We start from the raw sequence: 25645 nt of genomic DNA on the forward strand, positions 1-25645 counted from the left end.
CGACCGCTGCGGTCCGGCTGCTCCCGTCCGGCTTCTGCGGTCCGACCACTGCGGTCCGGCTGCTCCCGTCCGGCTTCTGCCGGTCGGGCTGCTCCCGTCCGCTGCTGCCAGTCCGGCTTCTGCCGGACCGGCTGCTGCGGTCCGGGCCCTACTCGGACTCGGCCCGGCCCACGATCAGGCCGTCCTGGAACCGGTCGACCCTGACCGTGTCCCCGTCGCGGACCTCGCCCGACAGGATCTCCCTGGCGAGGCGGTCGCCGATCGCGGTCTGGATCAGCCGGCGCAGCGGCCGGGCGCCGTACGCCGGGTCGTTGCCCTCCTCCGCCAGCCAGGCCAGGGCCTCGGGCGTGACGTCCAGGGTGAGCCGGCGGTCGGCGAGGCGGCGGGCCAGGCGGTCGATCTGGAGCCGGGCGATCCGGGCCAGCTCGTCCTGCTCCAGGGCGGAGAAGACCACGATCTCGTCGAGCCGGTTCAGGAACTCGGGCTTGAAGCTCGCGCGGACGACCTCCAGGACCTGCTGCCGCTTCTCCTCCGGGCTCGTCAGCGGCTCCATCAGGAACTGGCTGCCGAGGTTGGAGGTGAGGATCAGGATCGTGTTGCGGAAGTCGACCGTGCGGCCCTGGCCGTCGGTGAGCCGGCCGTCGTCGAGGACCTGGAGCAGGATGTCGAAGACCTCCGGGTGGGCCTTCTCCACCTCGTCCAGGAGGACGACGCTGTACGGGCGGCGGCGGACGGCCTCGGTGAGCTGGCCGCCCTCCTCGTAGCCGACGTAGCCGGGAGGCGCGCCGACGAGGCGGGCGACGGAGTGCTTCTCCCCGTACTCCGACATGTCGATGCGGACCATGGCCCGCTCGTCGTCGAAGAGGAAGTCGGCAAGCGCCTTCGCGAGCTCGGTCTTGCCGACGCCGGTGGGGCCGAGGAAGAGGAAGGAGCCGGTGGGCCGGTCCGGGTCGGCGATTCCGGCGCGGGTGCGGCGCACCGCGTCCGAGACGGCCCGCACGGCGTCACCCTGGCCGATCAGGCGGCGGCCCAGCTCGTCCTCCATGCGCAGCAGCTTCTGCGTCTCGCCCTCCAGGAGACGGCCCGCGGGGATGCCGGTCCAGGCGCCGACGACGTCGGCGATGTCGTCCGGGCCGACCTCCTCCTTGACCATCGTGTCCTTCGAGGCCTCCTGCTGGGCCTCGGCCTCGCTCGCGGCCTCCAGCTCGCGCTCCAGGGCCGGGATCTCCCCGTAGAGCAGCTTGGACGCGGTGTCGAAGTCGCCGTCGCGCTGGGCGCGCTCGGCGCGGCCGCGCAGCTCGTCGAGCTGCTCCTTCAGCTCGCCGACCCGGTTGAGGGACTGCTTCTCCTTCTCCCAGCGGGCGGTGAGGCCGCGCAGCTCCTCCTCGCGGTCGGCGAGGTCGCGGCGCAGCTTCTCCAGGCGCTGCCGGCTGGCCTCGTCGGTCTCCTTGGAGAGGGCGAGCTCCTCCATCCGCAGCCGGTCGACGGTGCGCTGGAGCTCGTCGATCTCCAGGGGCGAGGAGTCGATCTCCATGCGCAGCCGGGACGCGGCCTCGTCGACCAGGTCGATGGCTTTGTCGGGAAGGAAGCGCGAGGTGATGTAGCGGTCGGAGAGGGTCGCGGCGGCGACGAGCGCGGAGTCGGCGATCTGCACCTTGTGGTGGGCCTCGTAGCGCCCCTTCAGGCCGCGCAGGATGGCGACGGTGTCCTCGACGGACGGCTCGGCGACCAGGACCTGCTGGAAGCGGCGCTCCAGGGCGGGGTCCTTCTCGATCCGCTCGCGGTACTCGTCGAGCGTGGTGGCGCCCACCATGCGCAGCTCGCCGCGGGCCAGCATCGGCTTGAGCATGTTGCCGGCGTCCATGGCGGAGTCGCCGCCGGCGCCCGCGCCGACGACGGTGTGGAGCTCGTCGATGAAGGTGATGATCTGCCCGTCGCTCTCCTTGATCTCGGAGAGGACGGTCTTCAGCCGCTCCTCGAACTCGCCGCGGTACTTGGCGCCGGCGACCATCGCGCCGAGGTCGAGGGAGACCAGCCGCTTGTCGCGCAGCGACTCGGGCACGTCGCCCTTCACGATCCGCTGGGCCAGGCCCTCGACGACGGCGGTCTTGCCGACGCCGGGCTCGCCGATGAGGACCGGGTTGTTCTTGGTGCGGCGGGAGAGGACCTGGACGACGCGCCGGATCTCGTGGTCCCGGCCGATGACCGGGTCGAGCTTCCCCTCGCGGGCGGCGGCCGTGAAGTCCGTGCCGAACTTCTCCAGGGCCTTGTACGAGCCCTCCGGGTCGGCGGTGGTGACGCGGCGGGTGCCACGGGCCTTCTCGAAGGCGTCCTGGAGGCGGCGGGCCGTGGCGCCCTGGCCGTCGAGCAGCTCGCCGGCCCGGCCGCCCTTGGCGGCGATGCCGATGAGGAGGTGCTCGGTGGACAGGAACTCGTCACCGAGCTTCTTCGCGCGCTCGTCGGCGTCGGCGATGACGGCCAGCAGCTCGCGGTTGGGCTGCGGGGGCGCGACCGTGGACCCGGTGACGCTCGGCAGCGCGGCGAGCAGCCGCTCGGCGCCGGAGCGCACGGCGGCCTGGTCGGCGTCGACGGCGGCGAGCAGATCGGTGATGTTCTCGTTGTCCTGACCGGCCAGCAGCGCGAGCAGCAGGTGGGCGGGGGTCAGGTCGGCGTGCCCCTGGGACACGGCGCGGCTGCTCGCCGCGTTCAGCGCGTCCCGGCTCCTGTTGGTCAGTTCGGCGTCCACGTGCGGGGCTCCTCCTCGGATCTACGACTCCTTCTTCATGACTCCTCCAGCGTACACAAAGTTGAGTCCATTCCGCTCAAGGTATCGGCCCGACTTCTTCCGGGAGTAGTTTCCGGGGCATGGCCATCGATCCGAGCAAGCCGAGCGACTCGTATCTCGCCTTCTGGCGCGAGTACCACATGTGCACGCTGACCACGCCCCGCCCCGACGGCACCCCGCACGTGGTGGCGGTAGGCGTCACGTACGACCCCGAGGGCGGCGAGAAGGGCATCGCCCGGGTCATCACCAACAAGCACAGCAGGAAGGTCGCCAACGTCCTGGCGGCGGGCCCGGACGGCGCGCGGGTCGCGGTCTGCCAGGTCGACAAGGGGCGCTGGGCCACACTGGAGGGCGTGGCGCGGATCCGCACCGAGGCGGAGGCGGTCGCGGACGCGGTGGACCGCTACGCGGCCCGCTACAACCGGGTCCCGACGCCGAACCCGGACCGGGTCGTGATCGAGATCGCCCTCACCCGGGCGATGGGCCGGGCCTGAGCCCGGAGGGCCCGCGCGTGACCGGGGCCGGCGCACGGAGGGGCCCGCGGGTGACCGGGGCCGGAGCGGCCCGGACCGTACGGGAACGCACAGCGGCGCCATCGCGTTTCAGGTCCGCGATGGCGCCGCTGTGTGGGGGAAGCACCTGAACGATCTACAACGACGGGGGAATCGTTCAGGCACTGCGGGGGGTGGCGGTGATGGTCTCGGTCTCGACCAGCGGGGACTCGACCAGCTGGTGGTCGCGCTGATCCAGATTGACGAAGATCATGCCGTACCTGATGGCACAGCGGACGGGCTGAGGAGCGCCGCGTGGGCGGCGAAGACATCGGTAGGCGCGGACGTCCTCGTCCTGCTCACGAGCGACGACGATCGGCTCTCCGAAGAGGGTCACCATCAACGAGTCACCACGGTGGGGGATGGCCGTGACGAGATCGATGAAGTGCCACCCGGATCGGTAGGCCGAAGCCATCTCCCGGCGGAAGGACCGGTCGTCCGGCGGGACGATCATGCTTCCGAGCCCGCCGGAGCGAACTCCCAGGACGGCTCACCGGGAGATGCGAGGACGACGGTCGCAGGTGTGCTCTCCCACGAGGGCTCATTCGGCTCCGCCACCACGGAATGCGACGGGGGGATCTCCCACGAGGGCTCGCCGTTCAGGGCGAGTGCGCCAAGAGCAGCCGCCGCAACGGCTATGGCGCCAAGTGCACGAACCATCCTGGTCATGGCCGATCTCCACCTCTTTTGATCACTACCTCCCCCCCGCGTCCAAAACGATGGCCCACGATCGCCCCCCACACCAGCCGCGCCGGGCATCATGTTCCTGTAATTCATGACCCTGAGGGGGGTGCAAATGAGGCGAGAATCCTGCGAATCCAGACATAACCACAGTCGCGGTGAACTGTGCGACGTGGCCAAAGAGCTGTACGCACACGCCCTGCGCACGGGTCGCCTCGCCCGCGCCGAAGCCGACGCCGCACCGTGCCTCACCGAACTGGCCCTTCTGCGCCCCGGCCCGGACGACGTCGAGTGGCTGTACCCGGTGCCGCCGTCCGTCGCCCTCAACCAGCTCATACACCCCATCGAGCAGGAGATCCAGACCCGGCGTCAGCATGCCATCGCCCTGGCCGACACGTTCGAGCCGTTCATGGCGATGAGCACCCGGGAGTCCTCCACCGGCAGCGCGATCACCGTGCTCGAAGGCCTCGGCGCGATCAACGCGACGCTCGACCACGTCATCAGCGCCTGCACGGAAGAGCTGCTCACCATCCAGCCCGGCAGCGGACGCCGCCCCGACACCCTCGAACAGGCCCTGCGCCGCATGGAGCCGCTGCTCGACCGCGGCGTCCGCATGCGCACGCTCTACCAGCACACCGCCCGGCACCACCCCGCGACGCTGGCCTACGTGGAACGCGTGGCCCCCTACGGGCTCGAGCTGCGCACCCTCGAGGAGATCATCGACCGCCTCATCATCGTCGACCGCAAGGTCGCCTTCGTGCCGGCCCGCAGCGACCGCCAGGTCGCGCTCGAACTGCGCCACGAAGGCCTCGTGCAGTACCTCGTCGGCGTCTTCGACCAGTTCTGGCTGCACGCCGTCCCCTGGGACGAGGAAGTGCCCTACACGCCCTCCGTGGACGGCATAGGCGGCGTCCAGCGCTCCATCGCGAAACTCCTCGTCGAGGGCCACGTCGACGAGGCCATCGCCCGCCGCCTCGGCATGAACGTCCGCACCTGCCGCGCCCACATCGCCAAGCTCGCCGCCGCCCTCGGCAGCGGCAGCCGGGCCCAGCTCGGCTATCTCATCGCCCAGTCCGGCATCCTCGAACAGGACCAGGACGACCAGCGCGAGGACTGACGGCGCCGCGAGCACGGCCGAGGCCCCCTCCGCCGCAGCGGAGGGGGCCTCGTGAGTCAGCCGGAGGGGACTACTCGCCGCGCTTGTGGCCCGGCCGCCACACCACCAGGGCGCTCGCCTGCTGCACATCGGTGTACGGGACCAGGTCACGCCGGTACGAGGCGTGCACCTGCGCCTCGCGCTGGCGCATCGCCGCCGCCGCGCCCTCGACCGCGGTCGACAGCTCGGCCACCCGGGCCTGCAGCGCCGCGACCTGGTTCTCCAGCTCGATGATGCGCTTGATACCGGCCAGGTTGATGCCCTCGTCCTGGGACAGCTGCTGCACCTGACGGAGCAACTCGATGTCCCGGGCCGAGTAGCGGCGGCCACGGCCCGCCGTACGGTCCGGCGAGACCAGACCCAGACGGTCGTACTGACGCAGCGTCTGCGGGTGCAGACCGGAGAGCTGGGCCGCCACCGAGATGACGTACACCGGGGTCTCGTCGGTCAGCTGGTAGGGATTACGACGGCGGCCTTCCATCTCCTCAAGCTCCCTTCGCGGCCTGGAACAGCTCTGCCCTGGGGTCCTCGCCCGCGGTCGCCTCGCGGAAGGTCTCCAGCGCCTCACGTGCCTTGTCGTCCAGCTCCTTCGGAACCGCGACCTCCACCGTGATCAGCAGGTCGCCACGGGTTCCGTCCTTGCGGACCGCGCCCTTGCCCCGGGCGCGCATGGTGCGCCCGTTGGGCGTGCCGGCGGGCAGCTTCAGCGTGACCGCCGGGCCGCCCAGGGTGGGCACCTTGATCTCGCCGCCGAGCGCCGCCTCGTCGAACGTGACGGGCACCGTGACGGTGAGGTTGTCGTCCCTGCGGCCGAACACCGGGTGGGCGTCGACGTGCACGACCACGTACAGGTCGCCGTTCGGCCCGCCGCGCTCGCCCGGCGCGCCCTTCCCGCGCAGCCGGATCCGCTGGCCGTCGGAGACGCCTGCGGGGATCCGGACCTGCATGGTGCGGGAGGACTTGGCCCGGCCGCTGCCCTTGCAGACCTCGCACGGGTTCTCGGCGATCAGGCCGCGGCCCTTGCAGTCCACGCACGGGTCGGTCAGCGAGAAACCGCCGCCGCTGCCGCGCGAGACCTGCCCGGTGCCGACACAGGTCGGGCACACCCGGGGCGTGCCGTTCTTGTCGCCGGTGCCCGAACACGCCTTGCAGGGCTGCTGGCTGGACATCCGCAGCGGCACGGTCGCGCCCTCGATGGCCTCGGTGAAGCTGAGCGTCACCTCGGACTCGATGTCCTGGCCGCGGCGCGGCTGCGTACGGGTGCCCGCACCGCCCGCGCCCCGGTTGAACAGTCCGCCGAAGACGTCGCCGAGACCGCCGCCGAAGCCACCGGCGCCACCGGCCCCGCCCTGGGCGCCGCCGAAGAGGTCGCCCAGGTCGAAGTTGAACGAGCCGCCCGCACCCGGGCCGCCGGCCCGGAAGCCTCCGTTGCCGAACAGGGCGCGGGCGTCGTCGTACTCCTTGCGCTTCTTCGGGTCTCCGAGGACGTCGTTCGCCTCGGAGATCTCCTTGAAGCGCTCCTCCGCCCTGGTGTCACCCTTGTTGGCGTCCGGATGGTTCTCGCGGGCGAGCTTCCGGTACGCCTTCTTGATCTCGGCGTCGGTGGCGTCCTTGGGGACGCCGAGAACCTTGTAGTAGTCCTTCTCGACGAAGTCCTTCGTACTCATCGACGTCCCTCCTCCCGCGTGCGGGTACGGCTCTTACTCGCTGTCCTTCTCGGAGTCATCCGACTCCTCCGCCTTGCCCTGAGCACCCGGCTGGGGCTCGGCGACCGCCACGCGGGCGGGGCGGATGGTGCGGTCGCCGATCCGGTACCCCGGCTGCAGGATCGCCACGCAGGTCGTCTCGGTGACGTCCGGCGCGTAGCTGTGCATCAGGGCCTCGTGGATCGTCGGGTCGAAGGGCTCGCCCTCCTTGCCGAACTGCTGCAGACCCATCTTGGCGGCGACGGTCTCCAGCGACTCGGCGACCGACTTGAACCCGCCCACGAGCTCGCCGTGGTCCCGGGCCCGGCCGATGTCGTCGAGCACGGGAAGGAGCTCGGTCAGGAGGCCCGCGACGGCGATCTCCTTGACCGTGACCCGGTCCCGCTCCACGCGGCGGCGGTAGTTCTGGTACTCGGCCTGGAGGCGCTGGAGGTCGCCCGTGCGCTCGGCGAGCGCGGTACGGGCCTGGTCCAGCTGCGCCAGCAGGGCTACGTCCGTAGCGTCCCCGGCCGGGGCCGCCCCGTCCGCCTTCGCGGCGGACTCGGCGGCCTCGGTCTCCTCGGGCGTGCCGTCGGCGGGGACGTCGGGCTTCTCCTCGAAGCCCGGGGTCTCCTCCGACATCAGGCAGCGCCACCCTTCGGCTTCTCGTCGTCGACGATCTCGGCGTCGACCACGTCGTCGTCGGCGCCGGCCTGGTGGGCACCCTCGGCGCCGGCGGCGCCCTGGGCGGCACCCGCGGCCTGCGCGTCGGCGTACATCGCCTGGCCGAGCTTCTGGGAGACGGCGGCGACCTTCTCGGTGGCCGTGCGGATCTCCGCGGTGTCCTCGCCCTTGAGCTTCTCCTTCAGCTCGGCGACGGCGGCCTCGACCTCGGTCTTGACGTCACCGGGGACCTTGTCCTCGTTGTCCTTGAGGAACTTCTCGGTCTGGTAGACGAGCTGCTCGCCCTGGTTGCGGGTCTCGGCGGCCTCGCGACGGCGGTGGTCCTCCTCCGCGTACTGCTCGGCCTCCTCACGCATCCGGTTGACCTCGTCCTTCGGCAGCGAGGAGCCGCCGGTGACGGTCATCTTCTGCTCCTTGCCCGTGCCCAGGTCCTTCGCGGTCACGTGCATGATGCCGTTGGCGTCGATGTCGAAGGCGACCTCGATCTGCGGGACGCCGCGCGGGGCCGGCGGAAGGCCGGTCAGCTCGAACATGCCGAGCTTCTTGTTGTACGCCGCGATCTCGCGCTCGCCCTGGTAGACCTGGATCTGCACGGACGGCTGGTTGTCCTCGGCCGTCGTGAAGATCTCGGAGCGCTTGGTCGGGATCGTGGTGTTGCGCTCGATCAGCTTGGTCATGATGCCGCCCTTGGTCTCGATGCCGAGGGACAGCGGGGTGACGTCGAGGAGCAGGACGTCCTTGACCTCGCCCTTGAGGACACCGGCCTGCAGGGCGGCGCCGATGGCGACGACCTCGTCCGGGTTCACGCCCTTGTTGGCCTCGTTGCCGCCGGTCAGCTCCTTGACGAGCTCGGCGACGGCCGGCATGCGGGTCGAGCCGCCGACGAGGACCACGTGGTCGATCTCGGACAGCTGGATGCCGGCGTCCTTGATGACGTTGTGGAACGGGGTCTTGCAGCGCTCCAGGAGGTCCGCGGTCAGCTGCTGGAACTGGGCGCGGGTGAGCTTCTCGTCCAGGTGCAGCGGGCCCTCGGCGGAGGCCGTGATGTAGGGCAGGTTGATCGTGGTCTCCGTGGAGGAGGACAGCTCGATCTTGGCCTTCTCCGCCGCCTCGCGCAGACGCTGCAGCGCCATCTTGTCCTTGGACAGGTCGACGCCGTGCCCGTTGGCGAACTGCTTCACCAGGTAGTCGACGACACGCTGGTCCCAGTCGTCACCACCGAGGTGGTTGTCACCGTTGGTGGCCTTCACCTCGACGACGCCGTCGCCGATCTCCAGGAGGGACACGTCGAAGGTGCCGCCACCGAGGTCGAAGACGAGGATGGTCTGGTCGTCCTTGTCGAGGCCGTACGCCAGGGCGGCGGCGGTCGGCTCGTTGACGATGCGCAGGACGTTGAGGCCCGCGATCTCGCCGGCCTCCTTGGTGGCCTGGCGCTCGGAGTCGTTGAAGTACGCCGGGACGGTGATGACCGCGTCGGTCACCTTCTCGCCCAGGTAGGCCTCGGCGTCGCGCTTCAGCTTCTGGAGGATGAAGGCGGAGATCTGCTGCGGGTTGAAGTTCTTCCCGTCGAGCTCGATCTTCCAGTCGGTGCCCATGTGGCGCTTCACGGACCGGATGGTCCGGTCGACGTTGGTGACCGCCTGGCGCTTGGCGACCTCGCCGACGAGCACCTCGCCGTTCTTGGCGAAGGCGACGACGGACGGCGTGGTCCTGGCGCCCTCGGCGTTGGTGATGACGGTGGGCTCGCCGCCTTCCAGAACGCTGACGACGGAGTTAGTCGTGCCCAGGTCGATGCCGACCGCACGTGCCATTTCGATTCCTCCAGCTGACTGACTTGAGTGGAACTCACTCAAGGATGCACGAGGCCCGGACGGGAGTCAACAGACCTGAGTGGAGTCGACTCAACTCTTCGCCAGGCCGGGCACTCAACGGACGCCCGCCAGGGCGCGTCGCTTCCCGGGACCGCGACTCCTCCATGAGAGAGTCCGGACATATCCGATGATTCTCGCCGGAAGGTGCTCGCGCATGACGGGGACGGGGATGACGGGAGCGAAGGGGAAGCCCTTCTTCACGGCGGGGCGCACCTTCACCGCGGGGCGCCCCTTCACCGCGGGGCGCACCTTCGCGGTGAAGCGCGCCCTCGACGTGGTGGGCGGGCTCGCGCTCCTGGTCCTGCTCTCCCCGCTGCTCGCCGGCGTCGCCCTCTCGCTCGTCCTGACCCATGGCAGCGCCCGCGGGATCCTGCGCCGCCGCCCGGTCGCGGGCCGGGGCGGCCGGACCTTCACGATGCTGACCTTCCGCACGAAGAGCCCGCTCGCGAACCTGCCCCTCCTGGTGCACGTCGTACGGGGCCGGATGTCACTCGTGGGACCGTGCCCGCTGGCGCCCGGCCACCGGGAGTCCACCGGTGACGGGCGGCGCCGGCTCTCCGTACGACCCGGAGTCACCGGCCTCTGGCAGATCAGCGGACGCTCGGAGCTGCCATGGGAGGAGCGTGAGCTGCTCGATCTCCACTATGTGGACCATCACTGGCTCGGCATGGATCTGGCGATCCTGGCGCGTACGCTTCCAGCAGTCCGTAAACGTCGCGCGGCAGGCCGGACACCGGTTCCTGCGGCACGGGCCGCCTGAGTCACGGCAAGGGTTGCCTGAGCGACACAGATCACCGTGAGCTCCGCTACATTGCGGGCCCGCGAACCGGTAATCTCGGCACGGACTCAATAAGTTACCGCTTAGTAGGCCCGAAGCAGAGGCCCGCTCGAGGAGCCCGTCATGCAACTCGCCGCGATCATCGTGTCGATCGTCATCACGGTGGTGGCCGTCGCGCTGTTCGGCCGCGCCATCGCGCAGATCTACCGCTTCGTGCGGCTCGGCCAGCCCGTGCCCGCGGGTGCCCGCACCGGAGACCCCAAGCAGCGCACCATCACGCTGGTCAAGGAGTTCCTCGGCCACACCCGGATGAACCGCTGGGGCGTCGTCGGCGTGGCGCACTGGTTCGTGGCGGTCGGCTTCTTCTCGCTGCTGCTCACGATCGTGAACGCCTTCGGCCAGCTCTTCCAGGCCGACTGGCTGATCCCGATCATCGGTGACTGGCTGCCGTACGAGATCTTCACCGAGTTCCTCGGCCTGATGACCGTCCTCGGCATCGTCACGCTCATCGTGATCCGCCAGCTCAGCAAGCCGACCAAGGCCGGCCGCAAGTCCCGCTTCGCGGGCTCCAAGACGGGCCAGGCCTACTTCGTCGAGGCCGTCATCCTCATCGTCGGCGTCTGCATCATGACGCTGCGCGCGCTCGAGGGCGTCCAGCACCACTTGACGAGCTGGGAGCCGGGCTTCTTCGCCTCGTACCCGCTGATCGCGCTGCTCGACGGCGCCGACCTGAGCACGATCCAGAACCTCACGTACTTCTTCGCGGCGCTGAAGATCGTCACGTCCTTCACCTGGATGATCACGGTCTCGCTCAACACCAACATGGGTGTCGCCTGGCACCGCTTCCTCGGCTTCCCGAACATCTGGTTCAAGCGCAACGCCGACGGCTCCACCGCCCTCGGCCCGCTGCAGCCGATGACCTCCGGCGGCAAGCCGATCGACTTCGAGGACCCGGGCGAGGACGACGTCTACGGCGTCTCCCAGGTCGAGCAGTTCTCCTGGAAGGGCATCCTCGACTTCTCCACCTGCACCGAGTGCGGCCGCTGCCAGTCGCAGTGCCCCGCCTGGAACACCGGAAAGCCGCTCTCCCCGAAGCTCCTCATCATGTCGCTGCGCGACCACGCGCACGCCAAGGCCCCGTACCTGCTGGCCGGCGGCGGCAAGACCATGGAGGGCGACGAGAAGGCCACCGAGGAGCAGCTGAAGGACGTCCCGGCCGCCGCCCTCGCCGAGGCCGAGCGCCCGCTGATCGGCACCGCCGAGGAGAACGGCGTCATCGACCCGGACGTCCTGTGGTCCTGCACCACCTGCGGCGCCTGCGTCGAGCAGTGCCCGGTCGACATCGAGCACATCGACCACATCGTCGACATGCGCCGCTACCAGGTCATGATCGAGTCCGCCTTCCCGTCGGAGGCCGGCACGATGCTGAAGAACCTGGAGAAGAAGGGCAACCCCTGGGGCCTGGCCAAGAAGCAGCGCGTCGAGTGGACCAAGGAGGTCGACTTCGAGGTCCCGATCGTCGGCAAGGACGTCGAGGACCTCACCGAGGTCGACTACCTCTACTGGGTCGGCTGCGCCGGTGCCCTCGAGGACCGCGCCAAGAAGACGACGAAGGCCTTCGCCGAGCTCCTCCACATCGCGGGCGTCAAGTTCGCGATCATGGGCGGCGAGGAGAAGTGCACGGGTGACTCCCCGCGCCGTCTGGGCAACGAGCCGCTGTTCCAGCAGCTCGGCCAGGAGAACGTCGCGATGCTGAACATGGCGTTCGGCGAGGACGACGAGGACGAGTCGACCAAGAAGCCGAAGTCGGCGAAGAAGATCGTCTCGACCTGCCCGCACTGCTTCAACACCATCGCCAACGAGTACCCGCAGCTCGGCGGCGAGTACGAGGTCATCCACCACACCCAGCTGCTCCAGCACCTCATCGACGAGGGCAAGCTGATCCCGGTGACCCCGGTGGACGGCCTCATCACCTACCACGACCCGTGCTACCTGGGCCGCCACAACAAGGTCTACACGCCGCCGCGCGAGATCATGTCGGCCGTCCCGGGCCTGCGTCAGCAGGAGATGCACCGCCACAAGGAGCGCGGCTTCTGCTGCGGCGCCGGTGGTGCCCGGATGTGGATGGAGGAGCGGATCGGCAAGCGCATCAACACCGAGCGCGTCGACGAGGCCCTGTCCCTGAACCCGGACATCGTCTCCACCGCCTGCCCGTTCTGCCTCGTCATGCTGACCGACTCGGTCAACGGCAAGAAGAACGACGGCCAGGCCAAGGAGAGCCTGCAGGTCGTGGACGTGGCGCAGCTGCTGCTGGACTCGGTGAAGACCCCGGTCGAGCCGGAGGCCCCGGAGACGGCCGACGAGCCGGAGCCGGAGCCGGCGGCGTAAGCGCCGCCCGTATGTGACGGAAGGCCGGAAGGCCGGAGGTTCGAAAAGGGCCGCCCCGCGTGATCGCGGGGCGGCCCTTTTCGTGTGGTGGGCCCGTGGTCAGTTCTGCTGACCACGGCGGTGGTAGAGGGCGAAGCCGAGACCGGCGGCACCGAGGGCGGCCATGCCGCCGCCCGCGCCGATGAGGGCGGCCTCGTGGCTGTCGTCGGAGACGGGCGCGACGCCCTCGGCCCCGGCCTTCACGGCACCCTTGGGGACGGTGCCGCGCGGCACGACGACGGTGCTCTTCTTCTGAGCCGTGTACGTGTGCACGAGCTTGCCGTGGAAGTCGTACACCCAGCTGTTGCCGCCCTGCTTCGGGGTGTCGATGACGACGAAGCGGTAGACGCCCTTGCCCTGCGGGACGAGCTTGTAGGTCCAGCCCTTGTGGCTGAGGGTCTGGTTCTTGAGGGTGAGGGAGCCGAAGCGGAGCTCGACGCGCGGGCCCTTCTTGTAGAGCTTGGCCACCTCGCCGTTGGGCAGCGTGACGCGGGCGTCGGCCTGGTGCGGCGCGGGCTTGGGGGCGGGCTTGGGCGTGGGCTTCGGCTTCGGGGTGGGCTTCGGGTCCGGCGTCGGGGTCGGGACCTTGTCCATCCAGGAGCGGACGGTGCCGTCGGGGTTCAGGACGATGTGCAGGCCGTTGTTCTGGCCGTACGCGGGCTGCCCGGAGGTCGTGAGGGTGTCCAGCAGCGTGCCGCCGGCCCAGATCTCGGCCTGGTAGTCGTTCGGCGTGGTCATGTAGACCTTGGCGACGGAGCCGTCGGCGAGCTTGTACGACTGGACGAAGATCCGCCCGACGACGGGCTCGGTGGTGTCCTGCCGATCACCCTGGTCCTGCCCCTGGTTCTGGTTCTGGCCGTGGTTGTCGTCCTGCCCCTGGTTCTGGTTCTGACCGTGGTTCTCGTCCTGCGTCCGGTCCTGGATCCGGCCCTGCGTCTGCCCCTGGTCGGTCGGCGCCGGGTTGTCGTCGGCGAAGGCGGCGGCGGCCGGGAGGGCGAGGGCGGCGATGGTGCCGGTGGCGACAGCTGCGGTACGGAGGGTCCGACGGGCAATTCGCATGGGAAAGTTCCTTTTGCCTGGCTTGTTCGGCGACAAATCCAAGGTAGGAGCCCCATGTGTGCGCATTCCGTCGGATTTGTAACAGACGTCACAAGCCTGTGCGGCGGCCGTGTAACCCCCTCAGGCCTCCTCAGACCTCCTCCGGCCTCCTGAGGGCCCCCTCAGGGCCCCTCAGGTCCCTTCGGGGACCCCCTAGGGGATGTCACAGCTCTGCCGCACTCTCCGTCGATGGCGCGAGCGCACAGCGGGACCGGGTACGTTCATGACGTGGCTGGATTCAGGAACGGACGCGGCCGGGCCGGCGGCCCCCCGCAACAACAACCGCAGCAGCAGGCGCCGTACGGGTACAACGCGCCGCCGCCGTCGTACCCGCAGCAGTACCCGCCGCAGCAGCAGTGGGCGCAGCACCAGGGCGGCCAGGCGCCGTACGGCGAGCCGGAGTACTTCGGCGACCCGCACGCGCCGCAGCAGCAGCACCCGCAGCAGCACTACGCCGCGAACAACCCGGGCCACACCCAGGCCTTCAGCGTCCACGACGACCCGTACGGCCAGGGCGCGACGTACCAGGCCGGCGCGGCCCCCGTCGTCCCGACGGGCCCGAGGCTGCCGTGGAAGAGCCTCCTGAGCGGCATCGTGCTGCGCCCGGCGGACACCTTCCTGCGGATGCGGGACCACGCGGTGTGGGGTCCGGCGCTGATCGTCACGTTCCTCTACGGACTCCTGGCGATCTTCGGCTTCGACCAGGCGCGCGAAGAGGCGATCAACGCGACGCTGACCACGGCGATCCCGTACGTCCTGATGACCGGCCTCGGCTTCGTCGTCGGCGGACTGATCCTGGGCGCGGTGACGCACACCCTGGCCCGCCAGCTGGGCGGCGACGGCTCCTGGCAGCCGACGGTGGGCCTCTCCATGCTGATCATGTCGATCACGGACGCGCCACGCCTCGTCTTCGCCCTCTTCCTGGGCGGCGAGAACGGCCTGGTCCAGGTGATCGGCTGGGCGACCTGGCTGGCGGCCGGCGCACTGTTCACGGTGATGGTGAGCCGCTCCCACGACCTGCCGTGGCCGAAGGCGCTGGGCGCGTCGGCGATCCAGCTGGTGGCGCTGCTGAGCCTGATCAAGCTGGGCACGCTCTAGCGACCCACCGGTACAGCCGGTACCACCGGCACAGCCGGCACAACCGGCAACCACCGGACACAGGACACCGGAGACAGAAAAAGCCCCCACCACAAGGGTGGGGGCTTTTCGTATGCCCGGAGGCGGGTCTCAGGCGTCGAGGACCTGACCCTCGCGCCGCACGACGGGCGGCTCGACCGACCAGGGGAAGTTGATCCACTCGTCCGTCTTCTTCCACACGTACTCGCACTTCACGAGGGAGTGCGACTTCTCGTAGATGACGGCGGAGCGGACCTCGGCGACGTGGTCGACGCAGAAGTCGTGGACGAGCTTGAGGGTCTTGCCGGTGTCGGCGACGTCGTCGGCGATCAGGACCTTCTTGTCGGAGAAGTCGATCGCGTTCGGCACCGGGGCCAGCATGACCGGCATCTCCAGGGTGGTGCCGACGCCGGTGTAGAACTCCACGTTCACGAGGTGGATGTTCTTGCAGTCCAGGGCGTAGGCGAGCCCGCCGGCCACGAACACGCCGCCCCGGGCGATCGAGAGCACGATGTCGGGCTCGTAGCCGTCGTCGGCGATGGTCTGGGCGAGCTCGCGGATCGCGCGCCCGAAGCCCTCGTACGTCAGGTTCTCGCGTACGTCACTCATGCGGCTACCGCCTCACACCTGGGTCCGATGGAAGTTCATGTACGAGCGGGAGGCGGTCGGCCCCCGCTGCCCCTGGTACCGCGAGCCGTACCGATCGCTGCCGTACGGGTGCTCGGCGGGCGAGCTGAGCCGGAACATGCACAGCTGGCCGATCTTCATCCCCGGCCAGAGCTTGATCGGCAGGGTGGCGAGGTTCGACAGCTCGAGGGTCACGTGCCCGGAGAACCCGGGGTCGATGAACCCGGCGGTGGAGTGCGTGACAAGCCCGAGCCGCCCGAGGGAGCTCTTCCCCTCGAGGCGGGAGGCGATGTCGTCCGGCAGCGTGATGACCTCGTAGGTCGAGGCGAGCACGAACTCGCCCGGGTGCAGGATGAACGCCTCGTCGCCCTCCGGCTCGACCTCGCGCGTCAGGTCGAGCTGCTCGACGGCGGGGTCGATGTGCGGGTAGCGGTGGTTCTCGAACACCCGGAAGAAGCGGTCAAGCCGCACGTCGATGCTCGAGGGCTGCAGCATGGATTCGTCGTACGGGTCGATGCGCACCCGCCCGGCATCGATCTCGGCCCGGATGTCCTTGTCTGAGAGAAGCACGCTCCCACGATACGCAGAGGGCGCGGAGCTCCCCCAATCGGGAGACTCCACGCCCTTTCCCTCGTCAGCGCCGCTCAAGCTCCACGGGCACCGCGTGCCGCAGCCGGGCACACCGCGGGCACCGGATCAGCCGCGCGGGCCCGATCCGCCCGGCACCGAGCTGCGCGAGCGGAAACGAAGCAGTACTGAACACGTGCCCCTCGGCACAACGGACGACGGTGCGCTCCATCGAACCCATCAAGTCCCTTCCCCGACAAGTGGTGGACGAGACAGCCACATTAGGGGATCAACACCCGCACCCTGGGGAGGGCACTCCGACCACCCTCGACCCACACTCCCCTCCGAGGGGCGCTTCGCCTCGCGTGCCGGATGGGGTACAGTGTGCAACGATGCCGCATCGATCTTCGGCGGCACTGCGGATGTAGTTTAATGGTAGAACATGAGCTTCCCAAGCTTATAGCGCGGGTTCGATTCCCGTCATCCGCTCCAATGCAAAGCCCCAGGTCAGCGACCCGGGGCTTTTGTGTTGTCCAGACCTGTCTAGGGCTCCCGTGCCAGATCCGTGCCAGAAGGGTTGGTCGTCTCGGCTGCCTTGGCGCGGAGCGCCTCCACGCGCGCGTGGATCCCGGCCGCCACTTCCCTCTGCCGCTCCAGTGTCGAGTGCTGGTAGATCATCGCCGCCTTCTCCGAGGACTGGCCGGCGCGGACCATCGTGTCCTTGAGCGTCGCGCCGGACTGGGTCGAGATCGTGTGGCCGGTGTGCCGGAGGTCATAAAAGGTGAACCCTTCGGGCAGCCCAGCCGCCTTCCGCGCCTTCTTCCACTTCCGCCCGAAGGTCGTACGCCGGAAAGGCGCACCGCGCTCGCCGACGAAGAGGAGCCCATCCGGCTTCTGCTCGGCGTACAGGTACATGTGGGTCTTGAGGTCCTTCGCCATGAACGCCGGCAGGACGATGAACCGCTTCCCCGCCTCGGACTTGGTATCGCCGGGCGCACGGCGGCCGGTGTTGAGCTCGGGCTCGGCGCGGCGGACCCAGACACCGACGTTGGCGAGGTCGACGTCCGGGCGCCGGAGTCCCGCTTGTTCCTCGGGCCGGGCGGGACCGTACGCAGCGATGTAGACCATGAGGCGCCAGCGCGGACCCATGGCCTTGGCGACGGCATCGACCTGTTCCACGGTGGCCGTGGGGCGTTCGGCCGGCGACTCCTTGCCCGCTCCGGGGATGCGGCACGGGTTCCGACGGATCAGCTCGTCGTCCGTGGCGGTCTCCAGGATCGCCTTCAGCAGCCGGTACGACTTGGCGACGGTCGTCGCACCGGTGGCCTTGAGCCGTTCCGCACGCCAGGTACGGACGCGGGGCGGCGTGATCTCGTCCAGGTCGACGTCCTCGAAGGTGGGCAGGATGTGCAGCCGGAGGAGCCGCCGGTACAGCTCTTCGGTGGTCTCCTCCAGGTCGCGCTCCTCGACCCACCGAAGCGCGTACTCGCGGAAGCTCACGGCCCCGGCGTCCGGGTCCCTCCAGTCCCCCTTGTTGATCTCGGTCTGCATTTCGGCGAGCCAGTCGTCCGCGTCGCCCCGCGTCTCGAAGGTCCGGGGCGCCGGACGCATCACCCCGTCGGGACCCGGATACCGCGCCTGGAACCGCCCCGAAGGCAGCTTGCGAATGGCCCCGAACCGGCGCCGGCGTCCACGGTTGTTGGCCATCAGGCAGCCCTCCCGAAGCGCGAGCGCCGGGCACGCGGCCGGACCGGCTCCACGGTATTGGCCGCGATGTACTCCTCAACGGCGCTCTCCGGGATGCGCACGTGCGTCCCAACCTTCACGTACCGGATGCGCCGCTCGGCGACCAGGCGCCGGGGGAACCGGACCGTGGTGCCGAGCAGTTCGGCGACCTGGACGACGGACAGGTATCGATCACTCATCTCGTTCCCCCATGAGTTCTTCGCGTGCAATCTCGCGGCTGTGCTGGATGTCGCGTCGGATGTTGGCGGCGAGCCAGGATTCGCCAGGTGTGTGGCCGTGGCCGGCGTAAGCCCAGTGGGCGACGACGAGCACGGTGGCTTCGGGGTGTTCGTCAGGGTCCGGGAGGCCGAGCGAGGCGCGTTGCTGGGCGGCGCGGTAGTCGGCGCGGACCTGGCGTAAGGCGCCGAGGGTGGTGGAGTAGGCGCGGGACTTGGTGGAGAAGTGGCCGCGGAAGCCGAGCATGTGAGCCCACGCGTGCAGGCGCCGATCGGGGTAGGCCGAGTCGAGGTCCATGCAGGCTTCCATCAGGCGCCGAGGGTGGTCGGGGACGCCGAGGAGGACGAGGGCTTCCTTGTTGCCGACCGGGTGGTCCACGGTGCCGGTGGTCTCGGCGGCTTTGGTGGCGTACTTGGCGACGTAGGCGGCGACGGCCTGTTCCGTCAGTTCCTCTCCGTCACCGAAGGCGCCGATGGGCTGGACGTCGAGCTGTGTCCCCCAGGTGAGCGTCACGTCCTGGTCGACACCGTGCGCCGGCGCGGCCGGGACGACGACGCGGACGCGGCCGGCAGCAGCCCGGATGGCGTCAGTCAGCAGCTCGAGGGTGGCCCAGACCGGAGGCGGAGTGTCGGGGCCGTCCGATCCGTCGAAGCGGATCACCGCGTGGAAGTGGACGGCACCGCGCTTCTGGTACTCGGCGACCTTGCCGAAAGAGACGCGGGACTGTTCGCGGGCGGCTTTCTGGGTGAGGCCGGCACGGGCGGCGATCTCGCGGCGGAGGTAGATCGTGAAGTACCGCCACAGCTCGGAGGCGTGGTTGTTCCATAGCACCGCACTGGCGTAGTCGTACGTGGCCGGGTCGAGCGGCGTGCCCAGCTCCGGGGCATCCTCGGCGTGCTGGGTACCGCAGCGGCAGGGACGGGTGCCAGGGCGGTTGTGGACGGGGCCGAAGGACGGGGCGGTGAGGGTGGCGAAGACACGCGGGTGGTCGCGGATCGTCTCGGGGGTGCCCTTGTCCGGGGCGCCGATGAGTCCGGCGCGGATCAGGTGGTAGGTGTCGCCGGCGTAGGTCCAGGCGCAGGACGGGCAGCGGGAGGCCCGGCGGTTGCCGCAGGCGACCCGCAGGACCCCACCCGGCTCGTTGTCGGTGGTGTACGCGTGGAGCACGGTCTTGGTGGCGGGGTCGAGGAGCTTGGAGCCGCCGGAGAGCCGGATGGGGGCGGCGCAGCCGCCGGTGCGGCGGATCTGTTCGGTTAGGCGGTCGAATCCGGGGGACCCGGCCACCCGGAGCAGATCGCTCAGGGTGGCCGGGTCCAGGCCCGCCGCCAGGGTGGCGGAGGTCGTCACGCCTTCTTCTCCTTCGGGGTGTGGCTGTCGATCCACTGCTCGGCGCAGACCTTGTGGACGGGCTTGCCTCGGTCGGAGCGCAGCGGGGTGGGCTTGGTGCAGAGCACGCAGGGCTTGTCGCCGGAGTGGTCGAAGTGCTCGGGCGAGCGCCAGTCGAGGAGGGCCACGACGGTCACCTCCCGGCGCGGACGAGGGCGGCCGGGGTGTTGTGTCCGAGGCCCCGGCAGGTGCGGCAGTGGACGCGGACGGTGTCGCGGGTGCCGTCGGTGGCGCGCAGGCCGGTGGTGATGGTGGCGGTGGCGAAGCCGTCGCAGTCGCGGCAGACGCGCGGGGCCTGGGTGTTCTCGGGCATGATGAGGTCTCCCTTTCGGGTCCGTTGGATCGGGAATGGGGTTCAGGCGCCCGGGGCGGCGGAAGTTTGGCGACCGAGGCCGTCCCGGGGGCCGCTTAGCGGGTGTTGCGCCTGCCGTGGCCCTTGGCCGCGTACATCGCCATGTCGGCGGCGGACAGAGCGTCGGTGAGGATCGGGACCGGCAGGTGCGCGCGGTGGCAGTGACCGACCGAGGCCGAGACCGGCAGCGTGTGCCCGCGGTAGGGGACCGGCCGGTCGAGGGCGGCGCGCAGGGCCGACAGGCCGGCGGTGTCGGCGGGGTCGGTGACGATGGCAGCGAACTCGTCTCCGCCGAGGCGGGCGGCGATGCCGTGGCGACCGCACCAGAACGCCAGACGGCTGGCGGTCGCGGTGAGAACGGCGTCACCGGCCGCGTGGCCGTGGGTGTCGTTGATGGCCTTGAAGTCGTCCAGGTCGACCAGGACCACGAGCGCGTTGGCGTTGCGGGTCAGAAGGTGCTCGGCGCGGGCGGTGAATCCGGCCCGGGTGTGCAGGCCGGTCAGCGGGTCGCGGCGGGCGACACCAAGGCGGCGCAGGAGCATGCTGCCGTGCAGGGCCCAGCCGAGGGCCGGTAACCCAGCTGCGGCGAGCGTGTAGGTGTCCATGGTGGTCACCGGCCCTTCTGCATGTCGCGGATGAGCAGGCGCAGGACGACCGCGACGACGGCGACGGACACGCCGGTGATGGCGACCGCCAGGAGCATGGAGACGAGGACGGTGCCGACGACCAGGACCACGACACCGCCGCCGGCGGCGAAGGCGAGCGCGCTGCCGGGGGTGAGCTGGACCGCCGGGCGAGCCGGGGCGACCGGCACGGGAGCCGGAACCGGGGCCGCGGCCGGGGCGGTCGGGGCGAGGGCCGTCGACTGGTCGAGGACGGTGGGCTGGGCCGGGGTGTAGGTGTCCGGGGTGGGGTACTTGGGCTTGAACACGGGACTTGCTCCTCTCAGGCCTTGCAGCGGTGGGTACGGGCGGCGAGTTCGGCGCCGGCGCGGGTGAAGTAGTCGGCGGAGTAGTCGCAGCCGGGGGCGGTGCACACGGCGGTGTGCTTGGTGCGGCCACGGCCGTCGTGGTGGCTGCCGACGCGGACGGGGCCGAAGCGGGCGAGGTTGTAGAAGCGGTTCGGGCGCACGGTCTTTCTCCTTTCAGCTCAGGCGAGTTGGAGGGCGATCGAGTCGGCCAGCGCGGACGGGACACCGAGGCGGGCGCGGAGGGTGGCCGCGTCGATCGGAGTGCCGGTCTGGGACTGGTGGGCGTCCGCGATCTTTCGGGCGTGGTCGAGGAGCGCGGGCGGCACCGACACGGCAGGCGCCACGGGAGCAAGCTCCGGCTCGGCTTCCTCCCGTACGGGTTCGGCCGGCGGGAGCTCGGGCGCCGGTTCCGGGGCCCGTTCGACGGTCAGGTCCGCCACCTGTTCGGGGTCGTGATGTTCCATGGGTGCCGACGCGGGTTCGGGCTTGGGCGCCGGGGTGTGTGCGTGGGCGAGGAGGGTGCCGCCGAGGAAGGCGAGGGCGGGCCATCCGGCGACGACGATGCGCAGCCAGGCCGGGACGTTGTTCATGTCGAGCATTCCGGCGGTGGCGACGTTTGCGCCGAGGGATGCGACGAGGGCGATGGCGAACCACAGCCACGCGTCACGGTTCCCGGAATCGGCCCGCATCCGGCGCCAGGCAGCGACCAACAGCAGGTCGACGCTCACCGGGTAGGCCCACGCCTTCCAGCCGTCCTGTCCGGCCGCCGCAGCCAGGTCGTGCAGGTGGGCGAAGGACAGAGCGCCGGCAATGACGGCCTGGACGAGTACCGCGTCGAAGCGGAGGGTGCGGGGCACCAGGCCGCCTCCTTCCTGTCAGGTGGTGCCGGTGCCGAAGCAGTCCGGGCACAGCGCGGTCTGGGTGGCGTCGATCTGCCGGCGCTTACGCCCGACCCGCACGGCGGTCGTGGTCTCCCCGGTGCCGGCGCAGGTGCCGCAGGACGGCGGGACGGGCGCGGGCTTGGCGGTGCGGCGGCGCGGGGCCGGGGGCTTGTTCGTGGTGGTCACGGGCGGTTCCCTTCGGTTTCGGGCATGGGTCGGGTAGGACCTGGCGTGAGGCGGTCACGCCGACCGAGGAGCAAGAGGGTGTGTCAGTCCGTCGCCGGAGTCGGCTGCACGAGCGGCACCGGCGGGGCGGACTCGGGCGGAGCGGTGATGACGGGCCGGTACGGGGCGAGGGCCGGAACGTCCGGGGTGAGGTGCGCGTACTCGGCGCAGATCGCCGCGGCTTTGGCGGCGCTGAGTTCGGGGGTTCGGATGCGGGACCAGCCGCCGGAGGAGTCGCCGGCCACCGCGACACCGGGCCGGTCGGGCGGGATCGTCGTCACGGCCACCACCGCGTCCGGGGCGATGTCGCCAAGGCCCATGTCGGCGGTCTGCTTGTCGTTGACCCGGTGCACGACACGGCCAGTGAGCTGAGCCCGCAGGGTGGTCGCTCCCTTGCCGAGGTCCGAACCGAACCGCTGCCCGCAGACCTCCAGGAAGATGCCGGCCGCACGGGCCATCTGGCCGAGGCGGATCATCTGCGTGACCATCCGGTCCCGGCGCTCTTCGTCCTTTTTGGTCGCGACGAGGAACAGCTCCGCGACCTCATCGACTAGGAGCACGACCGGCACCGGCCGGATCTTTTCGGGCAGGTCCCAGATGTCGCCGGCGCCGTGCTCGCTGAGCAGGTCGAAGCGGTCTTCCATCTCCCGCACCAGGGCATCCAGCAGCCCGGAGGCTTCCTCGGGGGTGATGGCGAGGGCGGAGAGGCGGGGTGCGTATCCGCGCTGTTCGACACCGCGCTTGCAGTCGATCCCGACCAAGGCGACATCGAGCCGGGCGAGCCCGGCGACGAGGTTGCGCTGATACATGGACTTGCCTGACTGGTTCGCGCCGAGCGTCAGCGCGTGCGGGACCTTCAGGTAGTCGCGGACGAACGCGGTCCCGTCCTCCCGAAGCGCGACCGGAACCGTCAGCAGGCCGGAAGGAACCCGGCGAGGCATCCGCACTCGTCGCAGGACGTCGTAGCCGGTCATGCGCAACTCGACGAAGCCCGGCTTGGTCTCGATCACGTTGACGGAGTGGACGCCCCAGGCGTGCCGCAGCCGTTCGGAGGCCGCGACCACGTCGGCGGGTTCCAGGCCGGCGGGGAGGCGGAGCGTGACCCGCATCCCCGTCGAGGAACCCCGCACTCGCCGGACTTTCGGCGGCACCGGCTGGACGTCACTACGACGGGCGACGGTGCGGACCATGAACGCCCGCAGGCGGGACGGCTGCACCGTCAGCCCGCACACGTCCATCGTGGACCGGTAGGTCATCGTGAACCGCACCTGCGTGATCGGCAGTCCGACCAGCGACCAGTACACCCGGGGAGCGCGAACATTCGCGACCCCGAGCCCACCGGCCCCGACCAGCGGGAGGCCGACCTCCCATAACGTCGACAGGTCCGTCATGGTCAGGCCCCCAGCGGCGTGACCGCGACCGCGCGGAACGAGATGCCGTGCCGGGTCTGGCCGTTGAACGTGTTCTCCCAGTCCCGCGCCTTCAGCCCGATCACCGACACCGGGGTACCCGGCGCCAGGTTCTCCGGGAGGCCGGTCTCCGGGACGGTCACCTGGTAGAGGTTGCCCTCACCCTCGTCCGAGATCAGCAGGCCCACCGTGGACAGGCCCGCACCGGTCTCCCGGTCCATCGCACGCTCTCCGGTCTGCTTGCTCACGAGCTTGGGCGCCGGCGCGGTCGCGACGAACACCATGGCGGTCGAAAGGTCGATCTTGAAGGACGGCATGTCCACTCTCCCGGTAAGGGGGGCTTAACAGCCCGAGCGTCTTGACCCCGCTGCGTTAAGGGGGGCTTAGCACCCAAGATGCACGCGACTGGTGGCGAGTGTCAAGCCCCCCTTAGCATGGGTTCCATGACGTCAGATTCCCGACCGGTTCCGCGAGGTGTGCGCTGTGATTGAGGAAGTGCGGCGCGTCGCCGCCATGCAAGATCACGCGCTGCGCGTGAAAGCCGCCGTGGAACTGATGACGGACCTGCAGGCCGCCGTTGTCGAGACCTCGCGGATGCGCAAGGAGAGCATCGCGTGGCTGCGTGACCACGGGCACTCAATGGCCGACGTGGCGAAGATGATGGGCGTGAGTCGCGCCCGCGTCGCCCAACTCCGAGACGCCGGCCCGCCGCCGGAGCGCGTGTTCATCGGGACCGGGGCCGTTCAGGTCCTCGTACCCATGCGCCCGGGTGAGCGGGAGTACGTGGCACTCGAAGACAGTTCCACAGGGCAGAAGCTCCTGGCGCTGGCGCATCAACTCCAACTCGAGGGGGACCTGGGGTACATCCCGACCACGGGCGAGGTTGACCTGAACCGCGACGATCTCATCGTGGTGTGCGGTCCGAAGACCTCCCCAGTGACCGCAGCCGCCCTCCAGGCCGACCCCCGACTCTCGTTCGAGACTCTGCCGGACGGTCGGTGGGCGCTGATCGAGAGGGACAGCGGCGAGACGTACACCTCCCCGAGCGACCACCCCGACAGCCCCGCGCCGTCGGATGTCGCGTACCTGGGCCGGCTCCCGAGGCCCGACGGTCAGGGCACGTTCCTGTTGATCGCCGGTGTGCACGCGGTCGGCTCCTTGGGAGTCGCGCACTTCCTCACCGAGCGCCTGGCTGACCTGTACCAGGAGGCCGGAACGGCCGAGTTCTCCATGGTCATCGGCTGCAACTACGAGCCGGGGACCAAGGCGATCACCGAGAGCCGCGCAATCAGCGGGCCGCTTCTACACGAGGCGCGCTGACGTGGATCTCGCCTTGACCAGCGTCCCCAGACCCGGCGGGCCCAACGAGGACTTCGTCATCGGCAGCGCCGAGTGCGTCGTGGTGCTGGACGGCGCTGGCATGCCAAAGGGGCTGCCCACGGGGTGTATCCATGGCGTGGAGTGGTACGTCCAGCGGCTGGGCAATTCACTGCATGCCGAAGCCGCCGAAAGCCGACGCGACTTGCCGGACTGCCTGGCGACCGCTATCGAACGAACGGCGGACCTCCACCGGGACACCTGCGAGGTGCACAGCCCGTTCTCGCCGTCGGCCATGGTCGCGATGCTGCGGATCCGCGACGCGCGAGCCGAATGGCTGGTGCTGGGAGACGGCGCCGTGGTCCTCAATGACGGGCGAGAGACTGTGGTCGTCTCCGACCAGAGGCTGGAGGCGGTGGCGAGCGAGAAGCGAGCCGCCTTGCGTGTGGCCGAGCCGGGGTCACCGGAGGAACGAGCGGTGCACACCGCGCTGGTCGAGGAGGAGCGGGCACTGCGCAACCGGTCGGGCGGATTCTGGGTCGCAGCAGCCGAGCCGGAAGCCGCAGCCGAGGCACTGACCGGCAGCATGCCGATCAACCGCCTGAAGCGAGCGGCACTGCTCACCGACGGTTCCACCCGGTACGTCGACACCTTCGGGTTCGGCGACTGGGCAGAGTGCCTCGACATCTTGGAGCACTACGGGCCAGCAGTATTCATCGGCCGAATCCGCGAAGCCGAGCGCAGCGATCCAGACCGGACGCGTTGGCCCCGTTCCAAGGGGCACGACGATGCCACGGTGGCCTTCGCCCGCTTCTAGCGGCGAGCTGTTACAGGTTTCTCTACCTCATCAAGCACCCGGCTGCGCTACCGCTCCGCCGGGCGGGCTTCCCGGCTCCGCTCCGCGCGACGCTCCTGCCTGCGGCCCGCTCCGCGCGCGCTGCGCCGACGCCCGCCCCTGCGAGTGGGATAGGCCCAAGGGCATGAGCCGAGCCCCCAACTGGCGCCGCGGTTCCATCTCCCTCACCGACATGCCTCCGGCGGGGGCGCTCCGGCTCCGGGATGGAGAGGGCCCGTACGCGGGTGCCGGCCGGTGGGGTGTGGCGGTGGGGAACTCCCA

At 70.0% G+C, this 25645-nt stretch carries 28 protein-coding genes and 1 tRNA gene; 8 read left to right on the plus strand and 21 right to left on the minus strand.

Annotation, left to right across the window (positions count from 1 at the left end):
- Window positions 1-148 precede the first annotated feature (148 nt).
- Window positions 149-2746 carry an ATP-dependent chaperone ClpB gene (gene clpB / locus ACFVGS_RS04815; RefSeq protein ID WP_384422482.1) on the minus strand — a complete coding sequence of 866 codons (2598 nt, stop codon included), beginning with the start codon at window positions 2744-2746 and terminating at the stop codon, window positions 149-151.
- Window positions 2747-2865: 119 nt separating this feature from the next.
- On the opposite strand from clpB, the gene ACFVGS_RS04820 reads away from it, so the two are divergent.
- Entirely contained in the window at window positions 2866-3279 is a 414-nt protein-coding gene (locus ACFVGS_RS04820; protein ID WP_384422480.1) for a pyridoxamine 5'-phosphate oxidase family protein, read from the plus strand.
- Between the two features lie 175 nt (window positions 3280-3454).
- On the opposite strand, the gene ACFVGS_RS04825 is transcribed toward ACFVGS_RS04820, so the two are convergent.
- Window positions 3455-3790 carry a (2Fe-2S)-binding protein gene (locus ACFVGS_RS04825; protein WP_384422478.1) on the minus strand — a complete coding sequence of 112 codons (336 nt, stop codon included), beginning with the start codon at window positions 3788-3790 and terminating at the stop codon, window positions 3455-3457.
- Between the two features lie 321 nt (window positions 3791-4111).
- On the opposite strand from ACFVGS_RS04825, the gene ACFVGS_RS04830 reads away from it, so the two are divergent.
- Entirely contained in the window at window positions 4112-5134 is a 1023-nt protein-coding gene (locus ACFVGS_RS04830; protein WP_384422476.1) for a helix-turn-helix transcriptional regulator, read from the plus strand.
- Between the two features lie 70 nt (window positions 5135-5204).
- On the opposite strand, the gene ACFVGS_RS04835 is transcribed toward ACFVGS_RS04830, so the two are convergent.
- From ACFVGS_RS04835 to dnaK, 4 genes are read right to left on the minus strand one after another with little or no spacing between them, the layout of a single operon-like run.
- Complete coding sequence (locus ACFVGS_RS04835; RefSeq protein WP_384422474.1) at window positions 5205-5654, minus strand: heat shock protein transcriptional repressor HspR; 450 nt, start codon at window positions 5652-5654, stop codon at window positions 5205-5207.
- A gap of 4 nt (window positions 5655-5658) precedes the next feature.
- Window positions 5659-6840 carry a molecular chaperone DnaJ gene (gene dnaJ / locus ACFVGS_RS04840; RefSeq protein WP_384422472.1) on the minus strand — a complete coding sequence of 394 codons (1182 nt, stop codon included), beginning with the start codon at window positions 6838-6840 and terminating at the stop codon, window positions 5659-5661.
- A 33-nt stretch (window positions 6841-6873) separates the two neighbouring features.
- Entirely contained in the window at window positions 6874-7500 is a 627-nt protein-coding gene (gene grpE, locus ACFVGS_RS04845) for a nucleotide exchange factor GrpE (RefSeq protein WP_384422470.1), read from the minus strand.
- Window positions 7500-9353: a molecular chaperone DnaK gene (gene dnaK / locus ACFVGS_RS04850; protein ID WP_384422468.1), complete on the minus strand. Its 1854-nt coding sequence runs from the start codon at window positions 9351-9353 to the stop codon at window positions 7500-7502. Before dnaK ends, grpE begins: the two co-directional genes overlap by 1 nt.
- A gap of 214 nt (window positions 9354-9567) precedes the next feature.
- Here dnaK and ACFVGS_RS04855 point away from each other — a divergent pair, with 214 nt between their 5' ends.
- A complete protein-coding gene (locus tag ACFVGS_RS04855) occupies window positions 9568-10173 on the plus strand; it encodes a sugar transferase (protein ID WP_384422466.1) in 606 nt (201 codons plus the stop codon).
- A gap of 141 nt (window positions 10174-10314) precedes the next feature.
- Window positions 10315-12579: a (Fe-S)-binding protein gene (locus ACFVGS_RS04860; protein WP_385690381.1), complete on the plus strand. Its 2265-nt coding sequence runs from the start codon at window positions 10315-10317 to the stop codon at window positions 12577-12579.
- A 99-nt stretch (window positions 12580-12678) separates the two neighbouring features.
- On the opposite strand, the gene ACFVGS_RS04865 is transcribed toward ACFVGS_RS04860, so the two are convergent.
- On the minus strand, window positions 12679-13677 hold the full coding sequence (locus ACFVGS_RS04865) for a hypothetical protein (protein WP_385690384.1): 999 nt from the start codon (window positions 13675-13677) through the stop codon (window positions 12679-12681).
- A gap of 267 nt (window positions 13678-13944) precedes the next feature.
- Here ACFVGS_RS04865 and ACFVGS_RS04870 point away from each other — a divergent pair, with 267 nt between their 5' ends.
- A complete protein-coding gene (locus ACFVGS_RS04870) occupies window positions 13945-14814 on the plus strand; it encodes a Yip1 family protein (protein ID WP_385690387.1) in 870 nt (289 codons plus the stop codon).
- A gap of 129 nt (window positions 14815-14943) precedes the next feature.
- Here ACFVGS_RS04870 and ACFVGS_RS04875 read toward each other — a convergent pair whose 3' ends face one another.
- Together ACFVGS_RS04875 and dcd are read right to left on the minus strand one after the other, a co-directional pair.
- Complete coding sequence (locus ACFVGS_RS04875) at window positions 14944-15441, minus strand: phosphoribosyltransferase (protein ID WP_352187362.1); 498 nt, start codon at window positions 15439-15441, stop codon at window positions 14944-14946.
- Between the two features lie 12 nt (window positions 15442-15453).
- Window positions 15454-16029, minus strand: a complete 576-nt coding sequence (gene dcd / locus ACFVGS_RS04880) for a dCTP deaminase (protein ID WP_384411648.1) — start codon at window positions 16027-16029, stop codon at window positions 15454-15456.
- Between the two features lie 415 nt (window positions 16030-16444).
- On the opposite strand from dcd, the gene ACFVGS_RS04885 reads away from it, so the two are divergent.
- Window positions 16445-16518: transfer RNA gene (locus tag ACFVGS_RS04885), tRNA-Gly, on the plus strand.
- 51 nt (window positions 16519-16569) lie between these two features.
- Here the strand turns inward: ACFVGS_RS04885 and ACFVGS_RS04890 are convergent.
- The 12 genes from ACFVGS_RS04890 to ACFVGS_RS04945 form a co-directional block, all read right to left on the minus strand.
- The gene (locus ACFVGS_RS04890) at window positions 16570-17733 is read right to left on the minus strand and encodes a tyrosine-type recombinase/integrase (RefSeq protein ID WP_385690391.1); all 1164 of its coding nucleotides are present in this window, start codon (window positions 17731-17733) and stop codon (window positions 16570-16572) included.
- On the minus strand, window positions 17733-17951 hold the full coding sequence (locus tag ACFVGS_RS04895; RefSeq protein WP_385690394.1) for an excisionase family DNA-binding protein: 219 nt from the start codon (window positions 17949-17951) through the stop codon (window positions 17733-17735). The genes ACFVGS_RS04890 and ACFVGS_RS04895 overlap by 1 nt, the downstream gene beginning before the upstream one ends.
- Entirely contained in the window at window positions 17944-19335 is a 1392-nt protein-coding gene (gene repSA, locus ACFVGS_RS04900; RefSeq protein WP_385690397.1) for a replication initiator protein RepSA, read from the minus strand. The genes ACFVGS_RS04895 and repSA overlap by 8 nt, the downstream gene beginning before the upstream one ends.
- Window positions 19332-19502, minus strand: coding sequence for a hypothetical protein (locus tag ACFVGS_RS04905; protein WP_385690400.1), 171 nt, complete (start codon window positions 19500-19502; stop codon window positions 19332-19334). Before ACFVGS_RS04905 ends, repSA begins: the two co-directional genes overlap by 4 nt.
- Window positions 19503-19507: 5 nt before the next feature.
- Entirely contained in the window at window positions 19508-19687 is a 180-nt protein-coding gene (locus ACFVGS_RS04910) for a hypothetical protein (RefSeq protein ID WP_385690402.1), read from the minus strand.
- Between the two features lie 95 nt (window positions 19688-19782).
- A complete protein-coding gene (locus ACFVGS_RS04915) occupies window positions 19783-20331 on the minus strand; it encodes a GGDEF domain-containing protein (protein WP_385690630.1) in 549 nt (182 codons plus the stop codon).
- A 5-nt stretch (window positions 20332-20336) separates the two neighbouring features.
- Entirely contained in the window at window positions 20337-20657 is a 321-nt protein-coding gene (locus tag ACFVGS_RS04920) for a SpdD protein (RefSeq protein ID WP_385690405.1), read from the minus strand.
- 14 nt (window positions 20658-20671) lie between these two features.
- A complete protein-coding gene (locus ACFVGS_RS04925) occupies window positions 20672-20857 on the minus strand; it encodes a mobile element transfer protein (RefSeq protein ID WP_385690408.1) in 186 nt (61 codons plus the stop codon).
- Window positions 20858-20875: 18 nt separating this feature from the next.
- Window positions 20876-21553, minus strand: a complete 678-nt coding sequence (locus tag ACFVGS_RS04930; protein WP_385690411.1) for a DUF2637 domain-containing protein — start codon at window positions 21551-21553, stop codon at window positions 20876-20878.
- A gap of 18 nt (window positions 21554-21571) precedes the next feature.
- The gene (locus ACFVGS_RS04935; RefSeq protein ID WP_385690414.1) at window positions 21572-21763 is read right to left on the minus strand and encodes a hypothetical protein; all 192 of its coding nucleotides are present in this window, start codon (window positions 21761-21763) and stop codon (window positions 21572-21574) included.
- Between the two features lie 83 nt (window positions 21764-21846).
- Entirely contained in the window at window positions 21847-23193 is a 1347-nt protein-coding gene (locus ACFVGS_RS04940; protein WP_385690417.1) for an FtsK/SpoIIIE domain-containing protein, read from the minus strand.
- 2 nt (window positions 23194-23195) lie between these two features.
- Entirely contained in the window at window positions 23196-23528 is a 333-nt protein-coding gene (locus ACFVGS_RS04945; RefSeq protein ID WP_385690420.1) for a hypothetical protein, read from the minus strand.
- 166 nt (window positions 23529-23694) lie between these two features.
- Here ACFVGS_RS04945 and ACFVGS_RS04950 point away from each other — a divergent pair, with 166 nt between their 5' ends.
- Window positions 23695-24531, plus strand: coding sequence for a sigma-70 family RNA polymerase sigma factor (locus ACFVGS_RS04950; RefSeq protein ID WP_385690422.1), 837 nt, complete (start codon window positions 23695-23697; stop codon window positions 24529-24531).
- A 1-nt stretch (window position 24532) separates the two neighbouring features.
- Window positions 24533-25345, plus strand: a complete 813-nt coding sequence (locus tag ACFVGS_RS04955; RefSeq protein WP_385690425.1) for a protein phosphatase 2C domain-containing protein — start codon at window positions 24533-24535, stop codon at window positions 25343-25345.
- The last annotated feature ends 300 nt before the right edge of the window (window positions 25346-25645 follow it).

The organism is Streptomyces sp. NPDC127114, from assembly GCF_042677525.1.
Lineage (GTDB): Bacteria > Actinomycetota > Actinomycetes > Streptomycetales > Streptomycetaceae > Streptomyces.

Coding starts and splice junctions, on each gene's coding strand:
- ACFVGS_RS04945 (WP_385690420.1), bottom strand. CDS start 23,528: ATGCCGTCCTTCAAGATCGACCTTTCGACCGCCATGGTGTTCGTCGCG.
- dnaJ (WP_384422472.1), bottom strand. CDS start 6,840: ATGAGTACGAAGGACTTCGTCGAGAAGGACTACTACAAGGTTCTCGGC.
- ACFVGS_RS04865 (WP_385690384.1), bottom strand. CDS start 13,677: ATGCGAATTGCCCGTCGGACCCTCCGTACCGCAGCTGTCGCCACCGGC.
- dnaK (WP_384422468.1), bottom strand. CDS start 9,353: ATGGCACGTGCGGTCGGCATCGACCTGGGCACGACTAACTCCGTCGTC.
- ACFVGS_RS04855 (WP_384422466.1), top strand. CDS start 9,568: ATGACGGGGACGGGGATGACGGGAGCGAAGGGGAAGCCCTTCTTCACG.
- ACFVGS_RS04940 (WP_385690417.1), bottom strand. CDS start 23,193: ATGACGGACCTGTCGACGTTATGGGAGGTCGGCCTCCCGCTGGTCGGG.
- grpE (WP_384422470.1), bottom strand. CDS start 7,500: ATGTCGGAGGAGACCCCGGGCTTCGAGGAGAAGCCCGACGTCCCCGCC.
- ACFVGS_RS04860 (WP_385690381.1), top strand. CDS start 10,315: ATGCAACTCGCCGCGATCATCGTGTCGATCGTCATCACGGTGGTGGCC.
- ACFVGS_RS04915 (WP_385690630.1), bottom strand. CDS start 20,331: ATGGACACCTACACGCTCGCCGCAGCTGGGTTACCGGCCCTCGGCTGG.
- ACFVGS_RS04890 (WP_385690391.1), bottom strand. CDS start 17,733: ATGGCCAACAACCGTGGACGCCGGCGCCGGTTCGGGGCCATTCGCAAG.
- ACFVGS_RS04910 (WP_385690402.1), bottom strand. CDS start 19,687: ATGCCCGAGAACACCCAGGCCCCGCGCGTCTGCCGCGACTGCGACGGC.
- ACFVGS_RS04825 (WP_384422478.1), bottom strand. CDS start 3,790: ATGATCGTCCCGCCGGACGACCGGTCCTTCCGCCGGGAGATGGCTTCG.
- ACFVGS_RS04820 (WP_384422480.1), top strand. CDS start 2,866: ATGGCCATCGATCCGAGCAAGCCGAGCGACTCGTATCTCGCCTTCTGG.
- ACFVGS_RS04875 (WP_352187362.1), bottom strand. CDS start 15,441: ATGAGTGACGTACGCGAGAACCTGACGTACGAGGGCTTCGGGCGCGCG.
- ACFVGS_RS04895 (WP_385690394.1), bottom strand. CDS start 17,951: ATGAGTGATCGATACCTGTCCGTCGTCCAGGTCGCCGAACTGCTCGGC.
- ACFVGS_RS04835 (WP_384422474.1), bottom strand. CDS start 5,654: ATGGAAGGCCGCCGTCGTAATCCCTACCAGCTGACCGACGAGACCCCG.
- ACFVGS_RS04830 (WP_384422476.1), top strand. CDS start 4,112: ATGACCCTGAGGGGGGTGCAAATGAGGCGAGAATCCTGCGAATCCAGA.